Annotated in this window: 21 protein-coding genes; 12 read left to right on the forward strand and 9 right to left on the reverse strand. The window is 52.4% G+C overall.

Going from position 1 to position 22,867, the window contains the following annotated elements; all coding sequences use genetic code 11:
- The coding region (locus tag ACO0LK_RS02405; RefSeq protein ID WP_422971835.1) for a hypothetical protein at window positions 1-200 on the forward strand (200 nt) is incomplete at its 5' end.
- 190 nt (window positions 201-390) lie between these two features.
- On the opposite strand, the gene ACO0LK_RS02410 is transcribed toward ACO0LK_RS02405, so the two are convergent.
- Entirely contained in the window at window positions 391-525 is a 135-nt protein-coding gene (locus tag ACO0LK_RS02410) for a hypothetical protein (protein ID WP_268977627.1), read from the reverse strand.
- Window positions 526-852: 327 nt separating this feature from the next.
- Between ACO0LK_RS02410 and ACO0LK_RS02415 the strand changes: the two genes are divergently transcribed.
- The 8 genes from ACO0LK_RS02415 (at window position 853) to ACO0LK_RS02450 (ending at window position 10,973) form a co-directional block, all read left to right on the forward strand.
- Window positions 853-1,722 carry an ABC transporter ATP-binding protein gene (locus ACO0LK_RS02415; RefSeq protein WP_422971838.1) on the forward strand — a complete coding sequence of 290 codons (870 nt, stop codon included), beginning with the start codon at window positions 853-855 and terminating at the stop codon, window positions 1,720-1,722.
- Complete coding sequence (locus ACO0LK_RS02420; protein WP_422971839.1) at window positions 1,719-3,305, forward strand: hypothetical protein; 1,587 nt, start codon at window positions 1,719-1,721, stop codon at window positions 3,303-3,305. Before ACO0LK_RS02415 ends, ACO0LK_RS02420 begins: the two co-directional genes overlap by 4 nt.
- 323 nt (window positions 3,306-3,628) lie before the next feature.
- Window positions 3,629-4,897 carry an efflux RND transporter periplasmic adaptor subunit gene (locus ACO0LK_RS02425; protein ID WP_422971841.1) on the forward strand — a complete coding sequence of 423 codons (1,269 nt, stop codon included), beginning with the start codon at window positions 3,629-3,631 and terminating at the stop codon, window positions 4,895-4,897.
- 22 nt (window positions 4,898-4,919) lie between these two features.
- Complete coding sequence (locus ACO0LK_RS02430) at window positions 4,920-5,672, forward strand: ABC transporter ATP-binding protein (protein WP_422971843.1); 753 nt, start codon at window positions 4,920-4,922, stop codon at window positions 5,670-5,672.
- 11 nt (window positions 5,673-5,683) lie between these two features.
- Complete coding sequence (locus tag ACO0LK_RS02435; RefSeq protein ID WP_422971845.1) at window positions 5,684-6,985, forward strand: ABC transporter permease; 1,302 nt, start codon at window positions 5,684-5,686, stop codon at window positions 6,983-6,985.
- Between the two features lie 7 nt (window positions 6,986-6,992).
- Window positions 6,993-8,240 carry an ABC transporter permease gene (locus ACO0LK_RS02440; RefSeq protein ID WP_422971847.1) on the forward strand — a complete coding sequence of 416 codons (1,248 nt, stop codon included), beginning with the start codon at window positions 6,993-6,995 and terminating at the stop codon, window positions 8,238-8,240.
- Between the two features lie 25 nt (window positions 8,241-8,265).
- Window positions 8,266-9,603: a sigma-54-dependent transcriptional regulator gene (locus ACO0LK_RS02445; protein ID WP_422971849.1), complete on the forward strand. Its 1,338-nt coding sequence runs from the start codon at window positions 8,266-8,268 to the stop codon at window positions 9,601-9,603.
- The gene (locus ACO0LK_RS02450; RefSeq protein ID WP_422971851.1) at window positions 9,603-10,973 is read left to right on the forward strand and encodes a sensor histidine kinase; all 1,371 of its coding nucleotides are present in this window, start codon (window positions 9,603-9,605) and stop codon (window positions 10,971-10,973) included. Before ACO0LK_RS02445 ends, ACO0LK_RS02450 begins: the two co-directional genes overlap by 1 nt.
- A 64-nt stretch (window positions 10,974-11,037) precedes the next feature.
- On the opposite strand, the gene ACO0LK_RS02455 is transcribed toward ACO0LK_RS02450, so the two are convergent.
- Window positions 11,038-12,225 carry an ATP-binding protein gene (locus tag ACO0LK_RS02455; RefSeq protein ID WP_422971853.1) on the reverse strand — a complete coding sequence of 396 codons (1,188 nt, stop codon included), beginning with the start codon at window positions 12,223-12,225 and terminating at the stop codon, window positions 11,038-11,040.
- Between the two features lie 2 nt (window positions 12,226-12,227).
- The gene (locus tag ACO0LK_RS02460) at window positions 12,228-12,917 is read right to left on the reverse strand and encodes a response regulator (protein ID WP_422971855.1); all 690 of its coding nucleotides are present in this window, start codon (window positions 12,915-12,917) and stop codon (window positions 12,228-12,230) included.
- A 201-nt stretch (window positions 12,918-13,118) separates the two neighbouring features.
- On the opposite strand from ACO0LK_RS02460, the gene ACO0LK_RS02465 reads away from it, so the two are divergent.
- Window positions 13,119-14,027, forward strand: coding sequence for an intradiol ring-cleavage dioxygenase (locus ACO0LK_RS02465; RefSeq protein ID WP_422971857.1), 909 nt, complete (start codon window positions 13,119-13,121; stop codon window positions 14,025-14,027).
- A 36-nt stretch (window positions 14,028-14,063) separates the two neighbouring features.
- Here ACO0LK_RS02465 and ACO0LK_RS02470 read toward each other — a convergent pair whose 3' ends face one another.
- Together ACO0LK_RS02470 and ACO0LK_RS02475 are read right to left on the reverse strand one after the other, a co-directional pair.
- Entirely contained in the window at window positions 14,064-15,560 is a 1,497-nt protein-coding gene (locus ACO0LK_RS02470) for an ATP-binding protein (RefSeq protein ID WP_422971859.1), read from the reverse strand.
- A 34-nt stretch (window positions 15,561-15,594) separates the two neighbouring features.
- Window positions 15,595-16,242 carry a response regulator gene (locus tag ACO0LK_RS02475; protein WP_422972441.1) on the reverse strand — a complete coding sequence of 216 codons (648 nt, stop codon included), beginning with the start codon at window positions 16,240-16,242 and terminating at the stop codon, window positions 15,595-15,597.
- Between the two features lie 457 nt (window positions 16,243-16,699).
- On the opposite strand from ACO0LK_RS02475, the gene ACO0LK_RS02480 reads away from it, so the two are divergent.
- Window positions 16,700-17,392 (forward strand): energy transducer TonB, encoded by a 693-nt coding sequence (locus ACO0LK_RS02480; RefSeq protein WP_422971861.1) that lies wholly within the window; start codon window positions 16,700-16,702, stop codon window positions 17,390-17,392.
- 95 nt (window positions 17,393-17,487) lie between these two features.
- Complete coding sequence (locus ACO0LK_RS02485) at window positions 17,488-19,125, forward strand: alkaline phosphatase D family protein (protein ID WP_422971863.1); 1,638 nt, start codon at window positions 17,488-17,490, stop codon at window positions 19,123-19,125.
- A 123-nt stretch (window positions 19,126-19,248) separates the two neighbouring features.
- Here ACO0LK_RS02485 and ACO0LK_RS02490 read toward each other — a convergent pair whose 3' ends face one another.
- The 4 genes from ACO0LK_RS02490 to ACO0LK_RS02505 are packed head-to-tail and all read right to left on the reverse strand — an operon-like array spanning window position 19,249 to window position 22,750.
- Complete coding sequence (locus tag ACO0LK_RS02490; RefSeq protein ID WP_422971865.1) at window positions 19,249-20,088, reverse strand: hypothetical protein; 840 nt, start codon at window positions 20,086-20,088, stop codon at window positions 19,249-19,251.
- 46 nt (window positions 20,089-20,134) lie between these two features.
- Complete coding sequence (gene lpoB / locus ACO0LK_RS02495; protein ID WP_422971866.1) at window positions 20,135-20,749, reverse strand: penicillin-binding protein activator LpoB; 615 nt, start codon at window positions 20,747-20,749, stop codon at window positions 20,135-20,137.
- 54 nt (window positions 20,750-20,803) lie between these two features.
- Complete coding sequence (locus tag ACO0LK_RS02500) at window positions 20,804-21,205, reverse strand: YcfL family protein (RefSeq protein WP_422971868.1); 402 nt, start codon at window positions 21,203-21,205, stop codon at window positions 20,804-20,806.
- Between the two features lie 24 nt (window positions 21,206-21,229).
- Window positions 21,230-22,750, reverse strand: coding sequence for a COG3014 family protein (locus tag ACO0LK_RS02505; protein ID WP_422971870.1), 1,521 nt, complete (start codon window positions 22,748-22,750; stop codon window positions 21,230-21,232).
- Window positions 22,751-22,867 lie beyond the last annotated feature (117 nt).

Raw genomic sequence — 22,867 nt, forward strand, 5'->3', positions numbered from 1 at the left:
GCTTTACAGAGTCGACAGAGTTCAAGGCCAGTTCCCAATCCAAGGTCTCGCTGACGCTGGATTATATCGGGCTGCTGGGTCATGCACCGGATGCAGCAACCTTCAATCAGTTGCTGGCGCAGTCGGGCACGGATGCGGTGACGCTCATCGGGCAGTTTATTAATTCGCCTGAGTATTTGGCGAGGTTTATGCCGGTTTGAGGGGGGGTGACCCAAGTTAGTTTGTACTGATTTATTCTGTTAATGCAATAAAGCACTGCCCCTTGTTTTACTTCCTTATGGATGAAAAACAAGGGGCAGTGATGTTATAGAACCCAGACAATATCAAGCCTGCGTTGGCCATTGCATAATGGCCAAATCAGGGCCAAATCAGGGCCAAATCAGGGTCAGATCAGGCGCCGTTACGTTGCGTCCACGGTATCACCGTTGACGCCTCTTTCTTGGCTTGCTTTGCTGCCTTCTTTTCCTTGGGTGTGCTGGCGGCCTGCTTCTTGGTTTCTTTATTACTCTGTTGTACCTTACTCACGATAATCTCCTGGTAACACCAAGAATTTGGTGACTAACCAGTATAGGCGCATGCGCCTGCCATAACCGTCGCCACAAAAATATATTCAGTAGGACTTACGCAAAACCGCCGCAGCTACGTTGCAGCGCCTTGCTGGGACAATTTTGCGTAAGTCCTATTCAGAAGACATTCCTTCCAGACTGGTAGGCAGGTGTCAGCTGCCAGACCGGAAAATCTCCCTTCCATCCCAAGAAATCTGCATTCCGTCTCTTACTCAGCATTTTTGAAGCTGGCTTGTACTACAGTCATAACATCAAAATGCTAGAACTCATTTCATAGGGATACGTCATGCTAGAGATACGCCACGTCAGCAAACATTTCGGCAAAAAACTGACTGCGGTCAAGGATGTGTCCTTGCAGCTTGAAGCCGGCGTGGTGGGTTTGATAGGGCATAACGGTGCAGGCAAGACGACCCTGATGCAAATGGTGGCAACACTGACGCAACCCAGCAGTGGCAATATCCTTTTCCAGGGACAGGATATTGCCAAAAAACCGCAAGCCATGCGTAGCCGGCTGGGGTTTCTGCCGCAGGATTTTGGCGTATATCCGAATCTGACAGCACTCGAATTCATGCAATATTTTGCGGCCCTGAAAGGGGTACGTGACCCGGCCCGCATCCATCATTTGCTGGAACTGGTGAATCTGCACGATCAGGCAAAACGTCAGGCCGCGAGCTTTTCTGGCGGCATGCGACGTCGCCTGGGTATCGCCCAGGCTTTGCTGAATGATCCGGACATCCTGATTGTCGATGAACCAACCGCAGGTCTGGATCCGGAAGAACGTCTGCGTTTCCGCAATCTGATCAGTGAGCTGGGGTTCAAGAAACTGGTCATCATGTCCACCCATATCGTTTCTGATGTGGAAAGCATTGCCAGCCAGTTGGCCATCATGCGCAAAGGGGAATTGATCGCCTTTGAAACGCCGGAGCAAATTCTTGCGCAGGCCCACGGACAGATCTGGTCGGCCGAAGTGGACGCGCAGGAATACGAAATCCTGCGCAAGCAGGTACACGTGCTGCAATCCCACAAACAGGGAAGTCAAGTCAGTCTGCGCATTGCACACCCTCACCAACCCTGTACTGGTGCCAGGCATGCTACGCCCAGTCTGGAAGAAGCATTGATGGCACAACGTTACGCAAGCCAGGAGCTGGCAGCATGACTTTCCATCTGATCTGCACGCTGATATTGAATGAAATCAGATTGCGCATGCGCCGTCTGAACACCGTCGTGACCATGCTGGTGGTCATCGTGCTGGCGTGGATGATGATTCCCGATCCGGGCACGGGCAACACCCTGATGTCAATCAACCATGCCCGCGTTTTATATACCAGTTCGACCATGGCCCTGGGTAGCGCGTCACTCGCCAGTCTGTTGCTGGGCCTGGCCGGTTTTTATCTGGTACGTGGTCGCATAGCAGAAGATTTGCGCAGCGGCAGTGGTAGCGTGATTGCTGCCACGCCGGTTGGCAATGTCTTGTTTTTATGTTGCCGTGCACTGGGTGGCACGCTGTATTTGCTGACCCTGATACTGGCACTGCTGGGGGCGATGCTGATATGCCATTTGTTACGCGGCGAAGCTCCCATCGAACTGGGTATCTATGTGCAGACTTATGTCCTGCTACTGTTGCCGATGGCTTTGTTTTGTGCCAGTTGCGCCATCCTGTTTGACAGCTTCTCACCACTGATGGGTAAAGCAGGTGATGTGATTTTTTTCTTCATCTGGGTAGGACAACTGGTACTGATGGCAAAAATAGATGGCTCAGTCGCAGGCAGGATTGATCCCGCCATGTATTTTGATTTTATCGGCCTGGCTACGGCCATGGCAAATTTGAAGGCTTATGTCGACACCACGTATCTTTCGCTGGGCACTGCCAGCTTTGACCCGGCACTAACGGCCATCACCCTTCCTGCATCGCTGTGGTCGCTGAAAGTGATGACGATACGTGCTATCAGCGCCTTGCTGGCCATCATGCCTTTGGTTCCGGCAATCATGTTATTCCACCGATTTTCACCAGACCGCGTACGGATGGCACGTGCCAGACAACGCCGCTCACCACTAGGATATCTGAATCAATGGCTGCGCCCGTTCGCACGGCTGGCACAGCCCCTGTTCCGTCTGGCACAGGCATTGCAGGGCATGACTGGTCAGCTTGTGGCGGAGATGGCGCTGACCGTGGCCAGTGCACCTGTTGCCGGCCTGGTCTTGTTGCTGATACCTGTCCTGTCCCTACTCCTGTCCGCCACTTCACTGCCTGGCCTGTTGATGCTGACGGTTGCCATATGGGGAATATTGATCAGTGACATCAGCACACGCGACGAACAAACCACTACTGCGGACATGACCGGCAGTGCCGCTGGGGGCGCCAGTCTGGCGTATATCCGCCATCTTGCTGCCAGCGCCGGCATTGGTTTCATGCTGACCGGTGTCATCGCCTTGCGCTGGCTGGTACATGAGCCGGTGCGGGCGGCAGCCGTCATCACCGGCATCATCAGCTTCAGTGCTATCGCCAACCTGCTGGGCCGCCTGTCCGGCACCTCACGCACCTTCATGTCGTTATTCCTGTTTGGTCTGTATGTCGCAGTCAATACGACCCATATCAGCATGATCGATGCATTCGGTTTCAACGGTGTAGCCAGTCTACTGTCAGTCAGCATGCAGGTATTAATTGCCGTGGCGGCTTGCAGCGCAGGTATCCTGCAACAAACGATGAAAACCTGGGTTGTCGATATCAAGGGTAGATAAGGTCCTATCTACTCATAATGCCCACGCCTCTGATGACGCCAGCTTGTCTGGACTAATAAGCTGAGCACAAGCTGTGGATAAGACATGTATAAGTCACCCGAAAATAGTGGATAAGTGGTGAGCAACCGGTTGATAGCTTGTGGGTAAGTCTCCTGCAGCGCCGGACCGTCCTCCGTCATCCTGACTGCCCGCATGCTGAACGCGGACAAATAACGGACGGAGCGGACAAATCACCTTAAAAATTTTCCCTTAATATTCAACAACTTACAACTGGCACGGTTTCTGCTAAATGTCATGCATTCAATTCAACAAGCATGCACATCATGATACGAGATACCTCAGCCCAAGATACCAAGTTGTCCACCAGTAAGGGGCAAACCCGCAAGCGCCTGTTGATCATTGCATGCACCAGCCTGGCTGGCATCACTGCCCTGGTGTTGCTGATGTCTGCCTGGCGTGGCAGCAGCCAGTCGGTGAATGCATCGCGCCTGCACATTGCAGAAGTCACTCACGGTACTCTGGTCAGGGATGCATCCGTCAACGGCAGGATTGTGGCGGCAATCAGCCCTACTCTGTATTCCAGCGCCGGTGGTACGGTCACGTTGAAGGTGAGCGCCGGTGAAACGGTCAAGAAAGGGGATATCGTCGCCGAAATAGAATCGCCCGACCTGACTGACCAGTTTAAACGCGAACAATCCAATACCGAACAACTGGAAGCCGAAGTCGCTCGCCAGCAGATACTGGCAAAAAAGCAAAAGCTGATCGCCCGCCGTGATGCTGACCAGGCAGAAATAGAGCGCGTGGCTGCACAACGGGCCTTCCAGCGCATAGAAGCCGCAGGTGTCGTTGGTGTGGTCGCCAAGAATGATTTCCTGAAAGCGCAGGATGCCATGCATTCCACAGAAATACGTTCCAAACATGCAGCGCAGGCAGCCGATCTGGAAAACGAAGACGTGACCCTGGAACTGAAAACAAAAATGAGCCAGTTGCAGCGTCAGCGCCTGAGCCTGGACTATGCCAAACGTCGCGTCGACGAATTGAAATTACGCGCACCGGTAGACGGTATCATCGGCAGCCTGGCCATTTCCAACCGCAGTGTGGTGGCAGCCAATACGGCACTGATGACCCTGGTTGATCTGTCGCAACTGGAAGTCGAAGTGGAAATTCCGGAATCGTATATGACCGATCTGGGTCTGGGCATGAAAGCAGAAATCATGATCAACAATAACAAGATCATGGGTACCTTGACGGCTATCTCGCCAGAAGTGGTGAAGAACCAGATACTTGCCAGAGTCCGTTTCAGCGGCAAGCAACCTGAAGGCTTGCGTCAAAGCCAGCGCGTCTCAGCCCGCTTGCTGATGGAAGAAAAAACCAACGTCATGATCTTGCCGCGCGGCCCCTTTGTTGAGGCAGACGGCGGACGCTTTGCCTACGTTGTTGACAAAGGTATAGCCCAGCGCCGTCCCATCAAATTGGGTGCAACCAGTATCTCTGCAGTAGAAATTCTCAGTGGTTTGAAGGACGGCGACAAAGTCGTGATATCAGGTACCGATACATTTGAAAGCGCGACCAGCGTTTCTATCAATAATTAATTAATTTAAAAAGGAATATCCCATGTTACGCATGAAAAGCCTGAGCAAAGTTTACCGTACCCATTTGATAGAAACCCATGCCCTGCGCGGCTTTGACATCCATGTCAAGGAAGGTGAATTTGTCACCGTGACCGGCCCGTCCGGTTCCGGAAAAACCACCTTCCTGAACATCGCCGGTTTGCTGGAAGATTTTAATGATGGTGATTATCTGCTCGACGGCATCAATGTCAAAGGTATGAATGACAATGCCCGCACCCGTTTGCGCAATGAAAAACTGGGTTTCATTTTCCAGGGCTTCAATCTAATTCCTGATTTGAATTTGTTCGACAATGTCGATGTTCCCCTGCGTTATCGAGGTTTGAACGCCACTGAACGCAAGGACCGCATAGAAGCGGCGCTGGCCCAGGTTGGTCTGGCTTCGCGCATGAAACATTATCCGGCGGAATTGTCGGGTGGACAGCAGCAACGGGTGGCCATTGCACGTGCACTGGCCGGTTCTCCCAAATTATTGCTGGCCGATGAACCGACCGGTAATCTGGATACACAAATGGCCCGCAGTGTCATGGAATTGCTGGAAGAAATCAATGCCAAGGGTACGACCATTCTGATGGTAACGCATGATCCCGAACTGGCTGTACGCGCCCAGCGCAATGTCCACATCATCGATGGTCAGGTCAGTGATCTGGTGCGCAAGATGCCTTCGCTGTATGACGCCAAGGCGGAAGGCAAGGCAGATGACTCTGCCAATGAAGTCGATCGTTCGGCTGTCGCCTAAGGAGTAGTGACATGTTTCAATATTATTTTTTTCTGGGCATACGCAGCCTGCGCCGCAACCCGGCCCTGACTGCACTGATGGTGCTGACCCTGGCTGTGGGCGTTGCTGCCAGCATTTCCACACTGACGATTTTGCATGTGATGTCGGGTGACCCGATACCACACAAGAGCAACCGTCTGTTCACTCCCGTGATGGACAATGGCCCGCTGAAAGGCTACACACCAAACGATAAACCGAATGATACCCAGTTGACTTACCGGGATGTCATGAATCATCTGCCGACCCAAATTGGAGAAAGACGTACGGCTATGTACGGCATATTAATGGCCATAGAACCGGCACGCAAAGACTTGCCTGCAATAGAGCCAGAAGGTAGCGCTGTGACCAAGGACTTTTTCGCCATGTTTGATACACCCTTTTTGTATGGCCAGGGGTGGACTGATAACGACGACAAGAAAGCTGCCGACGTTGTCGTGCTTGGAAAAAAACTGGCTGAAAAACTGTACGGCAATACCAATCCTGTTGGTCAGTACCTGACCATGATAGGCCACCAGTTCCAGATAGTCGGCGTACTCAATACCTGGGAACCAAGTCCACGCTTTTACCGTAACGCCACATTTGGCACGCAGGAAGATTTTTTTATTCCTCTTGCAAGCGCCATCCGGCATGAGATTACCCACGCTGGCGGCATGGGCTGTACTGGCGACACCGCACCCGGCTGGCAGGGACGACTGGATTCTGAATGCACATGGTTAAGCTTCTGGTTTGAATTGAAGTCAGAAGGTCAGCGTCAGGAACTGCAAAGCTATCTCGACAATTATGCTGCTGAGCAGCGCAAGCTGGGCCGTTTCATGCGTCAGACAAAAAACAAACTGTTCAATGTCATGGAATGGCTGGACGAAGCCAAAGTGGTTGGCAACGACAATAGATTGTCTGCATGGCTGGCGTTTGGTTTTCTGCTGTTATGCCTGGTGAATACTGTGGGTCTTTTATTGGCCAAGTTTTCTGTACGGGCATCAGAAGTGGGGGTGCGACGTGCACTGGGTGCATCCCGCAAAGAAATATTTAATCAGTTTCTCATCGAAAGCAGCGTCATTGGTCTGGCTGGCGGTGTCACTGGTCTGCTACTGGCTTTTGGCGCACTCGCCCTGATCGCCATGCAATCGAAACAGCTTACTGTAGTCGCACACATGGACTGGCAAATGCTGGCCATCACCTTCGTCATGTCAGTCACGGCAGCCATATTGGCGGGATTATTCCCGACCTGGCGCGCATGCCAGGTGACGCCTGCAATACAACTCAAATCACAATGAGGCTAATATGAAACTCAATCTGGAAATTCGCCCCATTTTGTCTGCGCTGATGCGTAGCAAGACAGGCGCCATCCTGGTGGCCCTGCAAGTCGCAATCAGTCTGGCAATCCTGGCCAACGCCGTGTACATCGTACAACTGCGCATGGAAGTAGTTGCACGCCCCAGCGGCCTGACAGAAGAAAATGACCTGTTCTCCATCAACCTCAGCAACCGTAAATTGGCTGAGCATGCAGAACAGATCGCCACCCAAAAGCAGGATGAAGCAACCATACGCGGCGTTGCTGGCGTGCAGGGCGTCACAAGAGTAAGCCAGACGCCATTGTCCTGGTCGGGTAGTACCACTGGTGTTTCGCTGGACAGAAAACAGGCTGCCACCAGCGCCAACGTCTCGATGTATGTCACGTCCGAATCCCTGATGAAGCTCTGGGGCATCAAACTGGCCGACGGGCGTGACTTCAATCAGGGTGAGTTTCGCGAAATTGACACCAGCACCAGCAAGGAATTTCCTGATGTCGTCATCATCACCAAAGCCCTTGCAGAGAAACTGTTCCCTGACCAGGCCAGTGTTGTAGGAAAAACGATCTATTTTGGCACTGGTGACGATGCCTATGCGACGCGTATCATTGGCGTGCTTGAACGCTTGCAAACCCATGCCGCCCAAATCGGCGCAAAGGGTGAAATTTCAGTTATCTTGCCAATACGCATGTCGAATGACCCGTATTCCAAGTATTCAGTACGCGCTGAACCAGGTCAGCGTGATCGTGTCATGAAGGATGTTGAGACGGCGCTCAGAAAAGCGTCTGCAACACCCCTGATTATCAATATGCGCACCCTGGAAGAAGACCGAACCAGACGCTATCGCGCTGACAATGGTCTGGCCTGGATGCTGATCGCTGTTTGCGTATTGCTCTTGTTGGTGACTGCCAGCGGCATCGTGGGTATTTCCAGCCTGTGGGTGACACAACGCCGCAAACATATCGGCGTGCGACGTGCGCTGGGTGCGCGCCGGATCGACATCCTGCGTTATTTCGTGACAGAGAACGTCATGATCACCAGTATCGGCATTTTCTGTGGCACGGCATTGGCAATCGCCCTGAACCAGCTACTGGTCAGCAAACTGGAACTGACCAAATTACCAGTGCAATATTTGCTGGTAGGAAGTGTTATTTTCTGGATACTTGGTATCATCGCGGTTGCGGGGCCGGCAGCGCGTGCAGCAGCTATATCCCCGGCCACAGCCACACGCAGTACCTGAAGCCCTGAAAATCCAGACACCAACCATGCCTACTGTACTGATTATTGATGATAACGCCACCGTTGCGGTGGCACTGGAAGTACTGTTTTCGCTGCATGATATCGATGCAATCTGTGCCACATCGCCAGAACAGGGCCTGGCGATGCTGGACCAGCACGCCGTTGATCTGGTGATACAGGATATGAACTTTACAGCAGATACCACCTCTGGCGAAGAAGGCGAAGCTTTGTTTAGTGAAATTCGCAAACACTTTCCAGATTTGCCCGTGGTGTTGCTGACAGCCTGGACCCATCTCGATACCGCCGTCAATCTGATCAAGTCAGGCGCGGCGGATTATCTGGGCAAACCCTGGAATGATCAAAAGCTGCTGACAACCGTCCGTAACCTGATAGAACTGGGCCAGACCAATCGTGCACTGCAACCGCGACTGCAAAGAGAGCGCAAGCAAAAACGCGAGCTGGAACAAAAATTCAATCTGTGCGGTCTGGTCTGGAATGATGCCGCCACCGAGCGCGTGCTGGGCATGGCTTGCCAGGTTGCACGTGCCGATGTGCCGGTGCTGATTACCGGCCCCAACGGCGCGGGCAAGGAAAGGATAGCGCAAATCATCCAGGCCAATTCCAGCGTCAGGGACGGCCCTTTTGTTATCCTGAATTGCGGTGCCCTGCCGTCAGAACTGATCGAAGCTGAATTGTTTGGAACCGAAGCCGGTGCCTATACCGGTGCCGGCAAGGCCCGCGAAGGCAAGTTTGAAGCCGCTGACGGGGGCACTCTGTTTCTCGATGAAATCGGCAACCTGCCTTTGGCGGGCCAGATGAAATTATTGCGTGTACTGGAAACCGGGCGTTTCGAACGCCTGGGGTCCAACAAGGAAAGACAGGTCAAGGTCAGGGTACTCAGCGCCACCAATGCCGACTTGCAAGCCATGATCAGGGCCGGCAGCTTCCGCCAAGATTTGCTGTACCGCTTGAACGTGATTGAATTGCATCTGCCACCGCTGGCCGAACGGACTGGCGACATCTTGCCGCTGGCAGAATCTTTTCTGTCCGACGGTAAAAGCCTGCACCCGACGGCAGAAAGCTGCCTGCAACAATATGCATGGCCAGGCAATGTCAGGGAACTGAAAAATGTCTTGCAACGTGCCTGCCTGCTGGCGGCTAAAAATGAAATCATGCCAGCCGATTTAGGCTTGCCTGCCAGTATCTCCTGGGCCAGTAGCGACAATGAACCGGACAAGGAAGCCATAGAACGGGCACTGAGCAAGGCCGGTGGCGTGGTGGTACAGGCAGCGGCTGAATTGGGATTAAGCCGGCAAGCCCTGTATCGCCGCATGGACAGGTTGGGCATCAACCGTAACGCATGATGTCAGACTCATCAGACAAGCATGGCAAAACCGGGAAAACGCTGGTACCGTCATTGATCAGCCGTCTCAGTCTCAGCGTTGCGGGCCTGCTGACCCTGGCGGTATCACTGACTACCGGCCTGCACTACTGGCTGGATCTGCATCCCCTGCTGACAGCTTCCATCAGCCTGCTGGTGATGCTGCCTGTCGGCGTGATCATCATACGCAGCCAGTTGCATTCCGTCATACGGCTGTTCCATACGCTGGCCGGTACGGTCATCAGTTATCAGGACAATGATTTTTCTTTTGGTGTGCATTGGCCGTATGCCGATGAACTGGGGGAACTGGTCGACGCCCACAATGCGCTCGGCGACATATTGCGCAGCCAGCGCCTGGACCTGGTACAGCGCGAGCTCCTGCTCGACACCATGCTGCAAAATACGCCGGTAGCCATGCTGCTGACCACCGATCAAAGCGTCATCGTCTTTGCGAATATCGTGGCCCGCCAATTGCTCAATCAGGGGCGCAAGCTGGAAGGTCATCATTTCAATGAATTGCTGAACCGTGTTTCACTGTCTTTGCGCGAAGCCATACAGCGCGGCGGTGATGGTCTGTTCACTGTCAGTGCAGCCAGTGCCGATGAAGAGGAAGAAGTCTATCACCTGGCACGCCGTCATTTCAGCCTGAATGGACGACATCATGAATTATTCCTGCTGCGTCACCTGACGGTGGAATTGCGCCGTCAGGAAGTACAGACCTGGAAGAAAGTCATACGCGTCATCAGTCATGAATTGAATAATTCACTGGCCCCCGTGGCCTCGCTGGCCAATTCGGCCACGGAACTGGTACGACGCGGACAAACGGAACGCCTGCCTGCCATCCTGCACACCATAGAAGAGCGCACCCGCCATCTGGAAAGTTTTATCGATGGATATGCCAGGTTTGCGAAATTGCCGACACCCCGTCTGGAAAACATCAACTGGATAAGCTTCATCAACGGATTGAAATCGCAAATCACGTTCACGATAAGCGGCAACATCCCCGATGAAAGCATCAATGTTGACCCGGCGCAAATGGAACATGCCCTGCTCAACCTGCTGAAGAATGCGCATGAATCGGGTTCAGTAGAAAGTGAAGTCGGTCTGGCCATACGTGTCGTGCAGGATATTGCCCGCATAGAAATCATGGACAGGGGTAGCGGTATGACGGATACGGTAATGTCGAATGCGCTGATTCCCTTCTATTCCACCAAACGCAGCGGCACCGGACTGGGGCTGGCACTGGTACGAGAAATCATAGAAGCCCATGGTGGGCGCATTACTCTCAATAACAGGGAAGGCGGCGGACTGTCAGTCAGCCTGTTTTTGCCTGTCAACCACGCGGTAAGATAAGTATAGTCCACCGTAAATACCGCACCACGGACCGCAGTAAAAATTTCCGCAGTAAAATTTACACTTACTGCATCCCCACCAGCGGTAAACTCATGCGCATGGAAAGACCACCTTCCTGGCGGTTACTGGCCACAATGCGACCACCATGTGCCTGTATGACGCGCTGGGTAATTGCCAGGCCCAGACCATAGCCATCGGTATTGCGCTCGGCATCATGGCCGCGATAAAACGGTCGGAAAATATTGTCCAGTTCAGCTTCTGGAACACCGCTGCCTTCGTCAAGCACCGTCACCTGGATTTCATTGCTCAGCACGGCTACTTCCAGTGTCACTGTGCTGCCCGGCCGGGTATGCCGCAGGGCATTGCGCAAAACGTTTTCAAATGCCCGGTACAACAACTCATATTTTCCCTTTACACCGACCAGGGCAAGTCGTTCCGGCTGACAGGTGGTGACAAAATTTTTCTGTACAGACTGCGCTTCAAAGCTGGCGGTATCCATCAGCTCTATCATCAGTTCATCCATGTGGATGAGGTCTTGTCCTATATTCGCACCGGCTTCCAGCCTGGACAAGGTCAGCAGTTCACCCACCAGCTTGTCCATGCGTATGGCTTCACGCTCCATCCTGATCATATATTCTTCGGCTTTTTGCGGCTGCTGTCTGGCCAGGCCGATCGCTGCCTGCAAGCGCGCCAGTGGCGAACGTAATTCATGCGACACATCATGCAAAAGACGGCGCTGGCTCTGCAAGGCACCTGTCAGTTGTTCAGCCATGCGGTCAAAGTCACGGCCCAGTGCCGTCAACTCATCCTGCCGCTGTCCCATGCTGTCGCCTATGCGGGTATGCAGGCTGCCGCCTGCCAGTGCATGAAAAGCTTCGCTCAGGCGACGTATCGGTTTCGCCATGTACCATGCCATCAAGGCCGCAAACAGCAGGCTGGCGAAAAACGCTACCGACATGGGCACCAGCGCACGTGAAATTTCATCATGCGGTTGCCCGCGCATTAGTGGTGGCCCACCTCTGAATGACGGTTCCCCACGCGGTGACATACCAGGTCCAGGCCGTTGTCCATCTCCAGAAAAACGCGGCCCATCGCCGAACGGCGGTGGCTTGCCAAAATCAGCAGTACGTGTTGTGGTAGTGTCCTTATCCAGCTCCAGATGCTTGAGCCAGAAAGTGGTACTGATACCGGCAATGGCAGTCAGTTGTGCCAGCCAGATAAAGAAAAAGAACTTCCAGAACAAGCGCCCCATGATTACTCGCGGGTCAACATATAGCCCTGCCGGTAGACCGTCTGTATGACGGTACGGCCATCAGAAAATGCACTGATTTTCTGCCGTATGCTGCTGAGGTGTACATCGATATTGCGATCAAACCTGGTCAATGGCCGGCCCAGGCCCTGCTCCGACAAATCGCTCTTGCTGACAGTCTGGCCAGCATTTTTTGCCAGCAATTCAAGCAGGCTGAATTCGGTACTGGTCAGATCCAGCAATTTGTTATTCCATTCGGCCCTGCGCTGTCCTGGCCATATTTGCAAGGAACCCACCACCAGGGTTTGGCGGTCATGCTCGATATTGACGCCGATCTGTGTACGTCGCAAGATGGCGCGCAACCTGGCCAGCAATTCGCGTGGCGTGCAGGGTTTGGGGACGTAATCATCCGCTCCCAGTTCCAGACCGATGATGCGGTCGACGTCATCACCCCTGGCGGTCAGCATCAATACCGGGATGCGGCTTTCAGCGCGGATACGGCGCAAGGCATCAATACCGTTCATGCGCGGCATCATGACATCCAGTACGGCGATTTCATGTTCACCGGTCAAGGCTTCCTTTGCAGCCTGTTCGCCGTCATGGGCTGTCGTAATGACAAAACCTTCACGCTCAAGGTATTCCTTGAGCATGCCTACCAGTTCGACATCATCGTCAGCGAGTAATACCTTGGTCATTGGGAGCAGCCAGTTATCAATATACGTTATGTAAGTTTATAAATCATAGCAAACATCGCCTGGATTTTTGGCAAATTTACCTGCTTTTACAGTGTTTTCAGTTCAATTACACAAATTCCTTACCTATCTTTACGTTAGATTTACGGCGCTTTACAGCTTGCAAAGACAAAATACCACAACCGCAACTTCTATATACACACCATGGACAAGCTTAGCCCACACCTCGAAACCGACCTGAACAATCTGTTGCAGATGGCCGCCAACAGAAGGCAAATGCTGCGCTGGCTGTCGGCCGGTAGCGCCATGTCCCTGCTGGCTTGTGGCGGCGGCAGTTCTACCGCAACCGGTACAACAACAACGACCGGGACTACCACCACTACCGGCACCAGTACCGGCACTACTACAGGCACGACCACAGGTACCACAACAGGAACGACAACCGGCACTACCACCAGTACAGGTTCATGCACGGTCATCCCGGAAGAAACAGCCGGCCCATATCCTGGCGATGGCAGCAACAGCAATGGCACCAGTATTGCCAATGCGTTGCTGCTGTCTGGCATAGTGCGCAGCGACATACGGTCCAGCATCGCTGGTGCCAGCGCAGTGGCTGCTGGCGTACCGCTGACAATCAAATTACAGTTGGTGAATACCAAAACCAGTTGTGCATCCCTCGCCGGTTATGCGATTTATTTGTGGCATTGCGACCGTGATGGCAATTACTCCATGTATTCGTCAGGCATCACCAATGAAAACTATTTGCGCGGCGTGCAGGAAACCGACAGCAGCGGCAATGTCAGTTTCACGACCATCTTCCCTGGCTGTTATTCGGGCCGTATACCGCATGTCCATTTTGAGGTGTATCCAAGTTTAAGCAAGATCAGCAGCGCCAATAACAAGGTGAAAACATCGCAATTCACCTTCCCGATGGCGACGCTGAATGAGGCCTATCAGGCTACCGGTTATACCACCAGTGTACGCAATCTGGCACAGATCACGTATGCAACCGATAATGTGTTCAGCGACGGCACCAGCCTGCAAATGGTCAGTGTGACCGGCAGTGCCACGCTGGGCTATGTGGTTACCTTGTCCGTGGCGATTTCTGTATAAATTTTGTGGTCGCTTGTCTCTTGCTGACGCCTGCATTCAAGCAGGTATCAGCGGCAAGCGTATGGTCAATTGAGTTCCCAGGCCACTGGCTGAGTGCAAGTCAAATTCGCCGTTAAAAGCCGCGACCCGTTCGCGCATGCCGGTAATGCCTATGCCTGCTGTACTATGGCCCATGTCGAAACCGGCACCATCATCACTGACCTCGATCTGCAATAGCTGTTGTTCAGGCATCATGGTCAATGCCACCTCTACCTGTGTGGCATGGGCATGCTTGAGCACATTCGACAAGGCTTCCTGAATAATGCGGTAAGCAGAAATCGCCAGTGCATTGTCGAGTTGCGAAAAGTCACCCTCGCTGTCAAAGTGAAACTGGCAAGCGTGCGCATTGCTGTTGTAATGCCTGAGCATGTCTTCGACTGCTCCCTGCAAGCCCAGCATGTCCAACACTTCTGGTCGCAAGCGCCGTACCAGGTTGCGGCCATTGGCATACAGATCCAGCGTCAGCGTGGTGATGGCCCTGGCTCTTTCCTGTATTTCGTCTGCCGCCGCACCTGGTGTCATCTGTTCCGCCAGATGCAGGATGCGCTGTGATTCCAGCCGTGCAGCGATCAGGGATGCATTCAATTCATCATGAATCTCGATCGCGATGCTTTTGCGCTCATCTTCAACAATGGTATGCACTTTCTGTATCAGTTTTCTTTTTTCTGCATTTGCCTTCAGTGCTTCATTGCGCGATTCCAGCAAATCCCTGGTTCTTTCCTGCACCTTGTTTTCCAGGTCTTGCTTGGCCTGTTGCAGGCTGACCGACATGGTATTGATGGAAGTCTGCAAATCACCCAGTTCACCGCCAGTGCTTAATTCCAGGGTGGTGGAATAATCACCTTCGCGTATCTCGCGCAGGGTTTCTATCGATCGCTGCAAGGGATAAGTCAGACTTTGCGACAGGAACACGGCCACCATGGCACTCACCAGCAAGGCCAGTGCACTCAGTGCCAGTTCAAACTGGAAGCGCTGACTATGCTTCTCCTGTAAACGTGTGGGCGACATGGTGACCCGGATATAGCCAATAATGTCACTGTCTTTTCCAGCTTTTTTGGCGGCTTCCATGCTGCGTACGGACAAGCCCGCATTCGTGGAGTCTTTCAGAATATTGACCCATACCAGTTGCTTCTTGATGGGTACTTCGACGTAACGCTCATCCCCCTGCAAACGCTTGGCGGAGATGATATGGACGATATCTTTTTTGTCGGTATCGAGGACGTCGATCCTGAAAATGCTGTGATCTGACTGCATGACATCGGCCATGGTGCTTCTCAAGCCTGCCATGTTTTTGGACAACAGATTGTATTCCACACTTTCCGCCAGCGCGGTCGACACGACATAGGCCCGCTCGGCCAGTTCCGTGCGGGCTTCCTGTAGACGCGAGTGATAGGAATACCAGACGACTGAACAGAACATGTAAATCACCGGCAACAAGGTGATCAGTATCACCCGCGTGCGTATTCCCCAATTCTTCCAATTGAAGATATGCATGCCCGACATCAGCAGCCCGTCGCCGGTGGCAGCATCATGGGGCGATCAGTCCATGTTTGACAGCCAGCTTGGTGATGTATGCGGGCCGGTGTACACCGAGTTTTTCCTTGATGGCCTGGCTGACATTGCTGATGGTTTTCAGCGACAGATCCAGACGTTCGGCAATTTCGGCATTGGTCAGACCTTCTGCCATCAATTTGAAAATTTCCAGATCTCGCTCGCTGAGCAGGGATTGCGGTGACTCATCACCACGCACCGACAGATTCGCCAGCCGTTCAGCAATCTGCGGCAAGAAATACAATTCGCCCTGGTGCGCGCGTTGTACAGCGCTGGCCAGATCCGCTGGGTCACAGTCCTTGGTGACAAAGGCCCTGGCACCCAGGCGATAGGCTTCCTTGATCAGCGCATCCTGATCGAACTGGCTGAGAAAGATGATTTTTGCATCAGGGAATGTCACCAGGATGTCACGCGCAGCATCCAGCCCTGTCAACTCAGCACCAAAGCGTATGTCCAGTACCACCACGTCTGGCAGCAGGGCTGCATATTGATCAAAGGCTTCTTGCGGGGTTCTGGCCTGTCCCAGCACCTTGATTCCCAAGTTACTGAGCGACATGGCAAAACCTGTCATCACAATAGGGTGATCGTCAGCCAGTAATACCTTGATAGGGTTTTGCGTTTGCATATTCACACTATTTTCCTGTACGGCAGGGCAGATTACCCTTTACACGCAATGATAATGCTTTTTGCTAGCAATATCACCTTTCAAGATGCTGTAGCAGGATTCGCTGTCAATTTTTAAGCGACTTATTGCCGTGGCTGCGCTTTGGACGTGCTTAAACAAGCCCAAGTGTTCGGATTTAATTATTAATTCGATACATCAATTCCATTTTCCCACGCTAGAAAAACAACATTCCTCTCTATAAAAGCAGAATAAATTCTTTTAAATTTATATTTAAATGCTTTTAAATAGCAATTTATATTGCTATATTAAAGCATATGGATTGCACGCAAGCTTTCTTTCCCTCCCCGACAAAGGAAAAAGCTGTCACGTGTTGGTCCAGATTTACACCAGCATGGTTTGCAATAGCCGCTTGCAATACCGCCTTATGACTGGCCCGAGCCCAAACCAGGAGAAAAATATGGAATTCACAGAAAACCTGCATCAATCCCGGCATCATTCCCGGTATCAATACATTAGGCGTCTGTCACGTCTGGGTGCCGTCGCGGCATTGCATGTAGTCTTGCTGGCAGTTGTGCTCAACGACATGAAAATCAAGATTGCGCTGCCGCACGCTGATCCGCTGATCGTGGATTTTGAAAAACCCAAACAGGAAAAACCTGTCACGCATGATCCTGTCATTGAACCCAGCAAGCCACCACCGCTGAAATCTGTTGTCATTGATCCGCCTGTTGTTGATGGCCCTGTGATTCATACGCCGCCGCCAAAAACGACAGATAACGATGGACCGGCAGTTACTCTTGGAAAAGAAGGTACAGGTAACGGCAACGGAACCACAGGCGTAAGCGATTTACCTGCGCAGGCGAAAGCGCCGGTCCATGTAGCGGCGGTAGTTGACATGAGCCGCTGCGAAAAACCTGTCTATCCCGCCAGCTCCATACGCAATAATGAAGAAGGAACCGTGACGCTCGCCATGCTGATCGGTACCAATGGTCGTGTGATGGATACCAGAACCGAAGGCAGCAGCGGCTTTCGCAATCTGGACCGGGCTGCCAGCCAGGCATTGTCCTTGTGCCGCTTCACACCCGGTACTATCGATGGGGTAGCACAACAAAGCTGGACCAAGGTGCAATACGTATGGAAAATCGATTAGACAGCGATCCACCGTGGCTGACATAGCTTTGACACGCTTTGGTCATACAAGCGCTTTACAATCTGGGGCTTGATTGCCCCTTTTTTGGAAGAGCCATGTCTGACGATCTTACTTCACGCAACAAACCGCAGCGCCGCCAGTTCCTGCGCCACATGACTGCCGGTGCCGGCGCGCTGCTGGGTGGCACTGCCTTGCCTGGCATGGGGCAGGCGCAGGGATGGGAGCAAGGACAAGCACCTGCATTGATCACGGCAGACAAGGCCAGACCACAAATGCCATGTGGTGCCATGAGCGGTGACATCACCGGCAACAAGGCCATCATCTGGAGTCGCACGGACAGGCCAGCCCGCATGCTGGTTGAATATGCGAATAACGAAGCGTTCAAGAATGCACATCGGATTACAGGCCCGGTGGCACTGCCAGGTACAGACTACACGGCCCGGGTAGATCTCAGTGGCTTGCGCACTGGCCAGCCGACTTTTTATCGCGTGCGTTTTCAGGATGCGCAAAATCCTTCTGCCATCAGTGAAGCCGTCAACGGCAGCCTGCTGCTGCCGGGCGGCACCCAACGTGATATCTGCTTTGCATTTTCTGGCGATGAAGCTGGCCAAGGCTGGGGCATCAATGAGGCATTCGGTGGTTATCGCATCTATGAAAGCATGCGCCGTTTCAAACCAGATTTTTTCATTCACTCTGGCGACCAGATTTATGCCGATGGTGCCATACAGGCACAAGTCACTCTCGACGACGGCAGTATCTGGAACAACCTGGTGACGCCAGCCAAGTCCAAAGTGGCCGAAACCCTGGAAGATTATCGCGGCAATTTTGCCTACAACTTTATGGATGCCAACAAACGCCGCTTTGCTGCCGAAGTGCCTTTCCTGGTGCAGTGGGATGATCATGAAGTACGCAACAACTGGTATCCGGGCCAGCAGATAGGTGAAGCAGAAAAACGCTACCAGCAGCGCGACCTGAACACGCTGGCAGACCATGCACGCCGGGCGATGTTTGAATACAATCCCTATCGCATCAATCAGCATGACCCGGACCGCATTTACCGCATGTTCAGCTACGGCCCCATGCTGGAAGTCTTCATGCTGGATGAGCGTAGCTATCGCGGCAAGAATTCGCCCAATCTGCAAACCGAATTGAATGAGGATGCGGCCTTCCTTGGCAAGCCACAACTGCAATGGCTGAAACAGGCATTGTTGCGTTCACGTTCAACCTGGAAAGTCATCGCCAGCGATATGCCGATTTCCATCGTCGTACCTGACCTGAACCCGGATGTACCCAAAGGCACATATGAAGCATGGGCCAATGGCGACAATGGCAAACCGCTGGGACGTGAACTGGAAATTGCCGAGATACTCAAATTCATCAAGCAACACAATATCAAGAATGTGGTCTGGGTCACTGCCGACGTTCATTACGCAGCAGCGACTTATTACACGCCGGAAAAAGCCAGGTTCACCGACTTTAAACCTTTTTGGGAATTTGTCGGTGGCCCACTGAATGCCGGCACCTTTGGCCCGAATGAAGTCGATCAGACCTTTGGCCCCGACGTGAAATACGTCAGCGTGCCACAGGGCATGAAACAAAACCGCTCACCGGCAGAATTGCTACAATTCTTTGGCATAGCCAAAATAGATGCAAAGACCAGGGCAATGACCGTATCCATTCATGATATCGACGGCAAGAGCTTGTATAAAGTTGATATACATCCAGAAGCCTGACCGTTTCGCGCCTGAGAACAATACTGTATTTCAGAATGCAAAAAGCCTGGTGAACACACCAGGCTTTTTGTTGTTGCTGCTACTGCGCTGCTACTGAGTCGCTACTGCTCTGCTAACGGCAGCTTACTTGTAAACAGTCACCGGTTCAGTGTTTTGTACAGGCACGACAGGCTGAGCGTTCTGCCCACGTCCATACTGACCACGGTTGGCACCACGCGGGGCGCCGAACTGCACTAACAATTCATCATAGGCTGCGTCAGCCAGGCTGCGGGAAGTCTCTTGCATGACCTTGCCACGGCTGAACACAACGCGGTCACCAGCGCGGCTGATGATTTTGGTATCAACACCGGAACCGCTGGCGCTGAAAGCAGCCTTGACTTCATAGGTCTTGGTATTGATCAGGCTGAAATCAGCAACCAGATCCAGTGACAGGCTGGCTGTCATGGAATTACCGTATTGCAGCTGATTGCTTTCCTGGCGGAACTGGATATTACTGACAGTGCCAAACAAGACATAATCAGCACCCGGATACATGCCTTGCTTGATACGGCCTATGATGTCGTAAATTTTTTCCATAGGCTTGCCAACATAAGGACGCGCCTGCACCAGGGACACACCACCGCCCTTGATCAATGCACCTTTCAGGTCAGCGGTATATGTCTTCAATTCACCACGGTCGATATAGGTATAAAAACCTTCCGCTTCGTAGTAATTGCTTTCGCTCTTGGCATTGACATTACCACGCTGGGAATAGCTGTGATCGGTTTCACGTTCGCTATAGCTGCCCTTGACACTGCTCTTGCTGGAAGCAGACACAACGCGGAAGTATTCACTGACTTTTTCTTCATACGTCAGGTCAGTCACCGCAATTTTTGGGATAGTAACTCTTTGTTCAGCTGCACTGGCAGACAATGCTGCTACAGAGCAGAACAAGCCTGCCATCAATTTTTTCAAATTCAACATCGTATTGCCTCTTTAAGAGAATAGCGCTTCAGAATGACGCACGAAATTAACGCTTGGAAGTCTTACGAATTTCTTTTTCGTCTTGCCATTCGATGGAACCATCTTCCACGTCATACAACTTCAAGGTCATTTTGTAGAACACGTCTTTGGTGTTTGCACTTTGTTTGACGATGGAAACAATCTCACCTTCGAGGGAATACTTGGCGGCTGTCATGTTACCGATCTTTGCCTTACCCTGAGCTTTATACAAACCGCTTTGGTTTTGACGCTGCAACTCATCAACACCTTGCTGCATTTCATCAGCACTACGGGTGAATTTCACCTTGCGGCTTTTCACCAATGCAGTCTGAATACTGTTCATGATGGATTTGGTATCGATGTATTCACTGGTCTTGTTGCGTACACCTGCCAGTGTCATGGTCGGGCGATTTGCCAGTACCGGATCTTCCAGCAGGGAACCGACCATCTTTTCTGCAATCATCTGCAAGTCGGTGGAACCGAATTCATTGGTGACGGTTTCTACTGCCTTGTTATCGCCATAGCTGGTCTGACGTGCCAGGCTAACGGTAGGTTGAGACAGTTTTGTCTGGCAGGCGCTGAGTGAGGCACATACCAGAACCAGCATGACGCAGGATTTGGACAGTGAGGAAATGGTTTTCATAGGTACTCCGTAAATAAATTTTATCTGGTTCAACTCTGCAAAATCTGCATCCACTTAGCGTGGCTCTGCACTCATCTCAATCTTGAAGTCGGTCGCTTGCGGACCATAGGCTGTACCTTTGATGAACTGGCTTTGCTTGCCCAGTATCATCAAGGGTTTCCACACTTCACCATCACCGACCTGCATGCCTGCGGCATCTGTCCAGCGGAAGCGGTAATACACGCGGACATCCTTGACGATCTGATTGACCAGCTCTGCCTGCACTACAAGGACATCATTTTTGCGTTGTGAACGCAAGTCAGTCACCTGAACACCTTCCAGCGTGCCGCGCACGATCAGCTTGGCGGCAATGCCGGGGGAAACGGCGTTAGGAATATCATCAGCCATGACTGGTGCTGCAAAACAGGCTGCAACCAGAGCGGTGCATGCTGCAAATTGTTTGGAAAACTGTTTCATATACCCTCGGTTATCAATTGGATGTCAATTGGATTTGGCACTGCTGGTGGAATTGCTGGTGGTTGCTGTAGCCGCCTTGGCTGCCGGTTTCGCCTTTGCTGCAGTTTTGGACTTGCCTTTTGCAGTTTCAGCAGGTTTGGCTTCCGGTTCAGCCTGCAATTGTGCCACAGGTGTGACGCTGCCAAACTTTGCCTGGTCACCCAGATAGGTCTTGTCCTGATACATGCGAACTGGCACGACCATGTAACGACCATCCACCGTCAGTTTCATGCTGTCACCCGGACGATTGGAAAAATTCACTTCATATTCACCAGGTGCAATAAAGGCACGCGCAACAAAAACGCGTTCCGGCAGACTGCGCCACATGCGGTCATCCGCCGGGCTTTCGGTCGCAGCAACAGCAACGTTGGCGGCCAGACCGGCAAGCGCGCCGAATTTTTTATTGACCTGATCCTGCACCAGAGCCTTGGTTACGGTACGCACCGCAGCACGCATTTGTATGCCTGGCAATTCGTCTTTCAAGGCTTTGCGGGCCATGACGTTGAAGTCAGTGACCAGCGCCGTCGGCAACACCTGCCCGGCGATACGCACGCTGTCAATCACAGGGGCGTTGGCATCGGGATAAATCACCGGGAAAGCAAAGGAAACCGTCACCAGCCCCCTGCCGGTCGGTACCGGGAAAGCAATCTTCTTGGATTGGCGCGCTGGCGAATTACCGGCTTCGATAATGAACAGAACATCCGTCACGCCTTTCTTGCGGCGGAAGCTGGTGCGTTGATCGAGGCCCTTGAGACCATCTTCCAGCACCGGCAAATCAGGACGCAATTCTATCGCCTTGCGATAGCCAGGCGCGGCCAGGCCAGGTTCATTGAGGGCTTCATACACAAAACCAGCCATGTAATGACTGAGTGCATTCTGGTAGCCATTTTTGAGTTTCAGAACTTCAGGATCATTCAGGGTTTCTACCGGATAGCCATTGAGTTCCTTGCCAGACGTAGTGACACCTTTGTCTTTGGCTTCTTTTTCGGCTTCTGCGGTTTCCTTGGCGCGGAATTCAGCAATCACGGCTTCGCGTTCATGGGTACGTTTGATATCGACACGTGCTGTATCCAGATCACCCAGGTTCAGGCGGTTCATGGCCATGCGTGTGGTCAGCATGACTTTTTCATAGTCCTGGCCTTCATAATCACGGCTGGCATCACCCATGATGGTGGCACCAATCTGGCCCATCAGTTTCTGCGGCGAGGACTTGGCTGTTTCTTCCCATTCCTTCACTTTGGTGTCGGCAACATCGAAAGCATCCAGGCTGTCCTTGTAGCGCTTGCCTATGCGCATCAGCTCGCCTTTTTCCAGGTTCAGCAACAGATCCGCTTTGTTATTGCCTTGTGTTTGTGCTTCCACTTGCTTGATCGCTTCATCGATCTGGCCGTTCTTGGCGACAGAAAGTGAAGCAGCCACTTTGCTGTCATGGGTTGGCGTGGTCACGCAACCGGCGAGCAACAGTGCCGCGACAATAGGGGTATAAGAGACAGTCAGTAGGCGCATAGTTATGATTATGTTTTTTTGGAGAAACGGAAAAGCACGACATGCAAAACGCCTCCTTCAAGACACGACAAATACTACGGCGCAAGCACAGCCAATAAGTATAGTAAGGCTTTGCCA

It is taken from the genome of Undibacterium sp. Ji49W (assembly GCF_049340205.1).
In the GTDB taxonomy this organism is placed as follows: Bacteria; Pseudomonadota; Gammaproteobacteria; order Burkholderiales; family Burkholderiaceae_D; genus Undibacterium.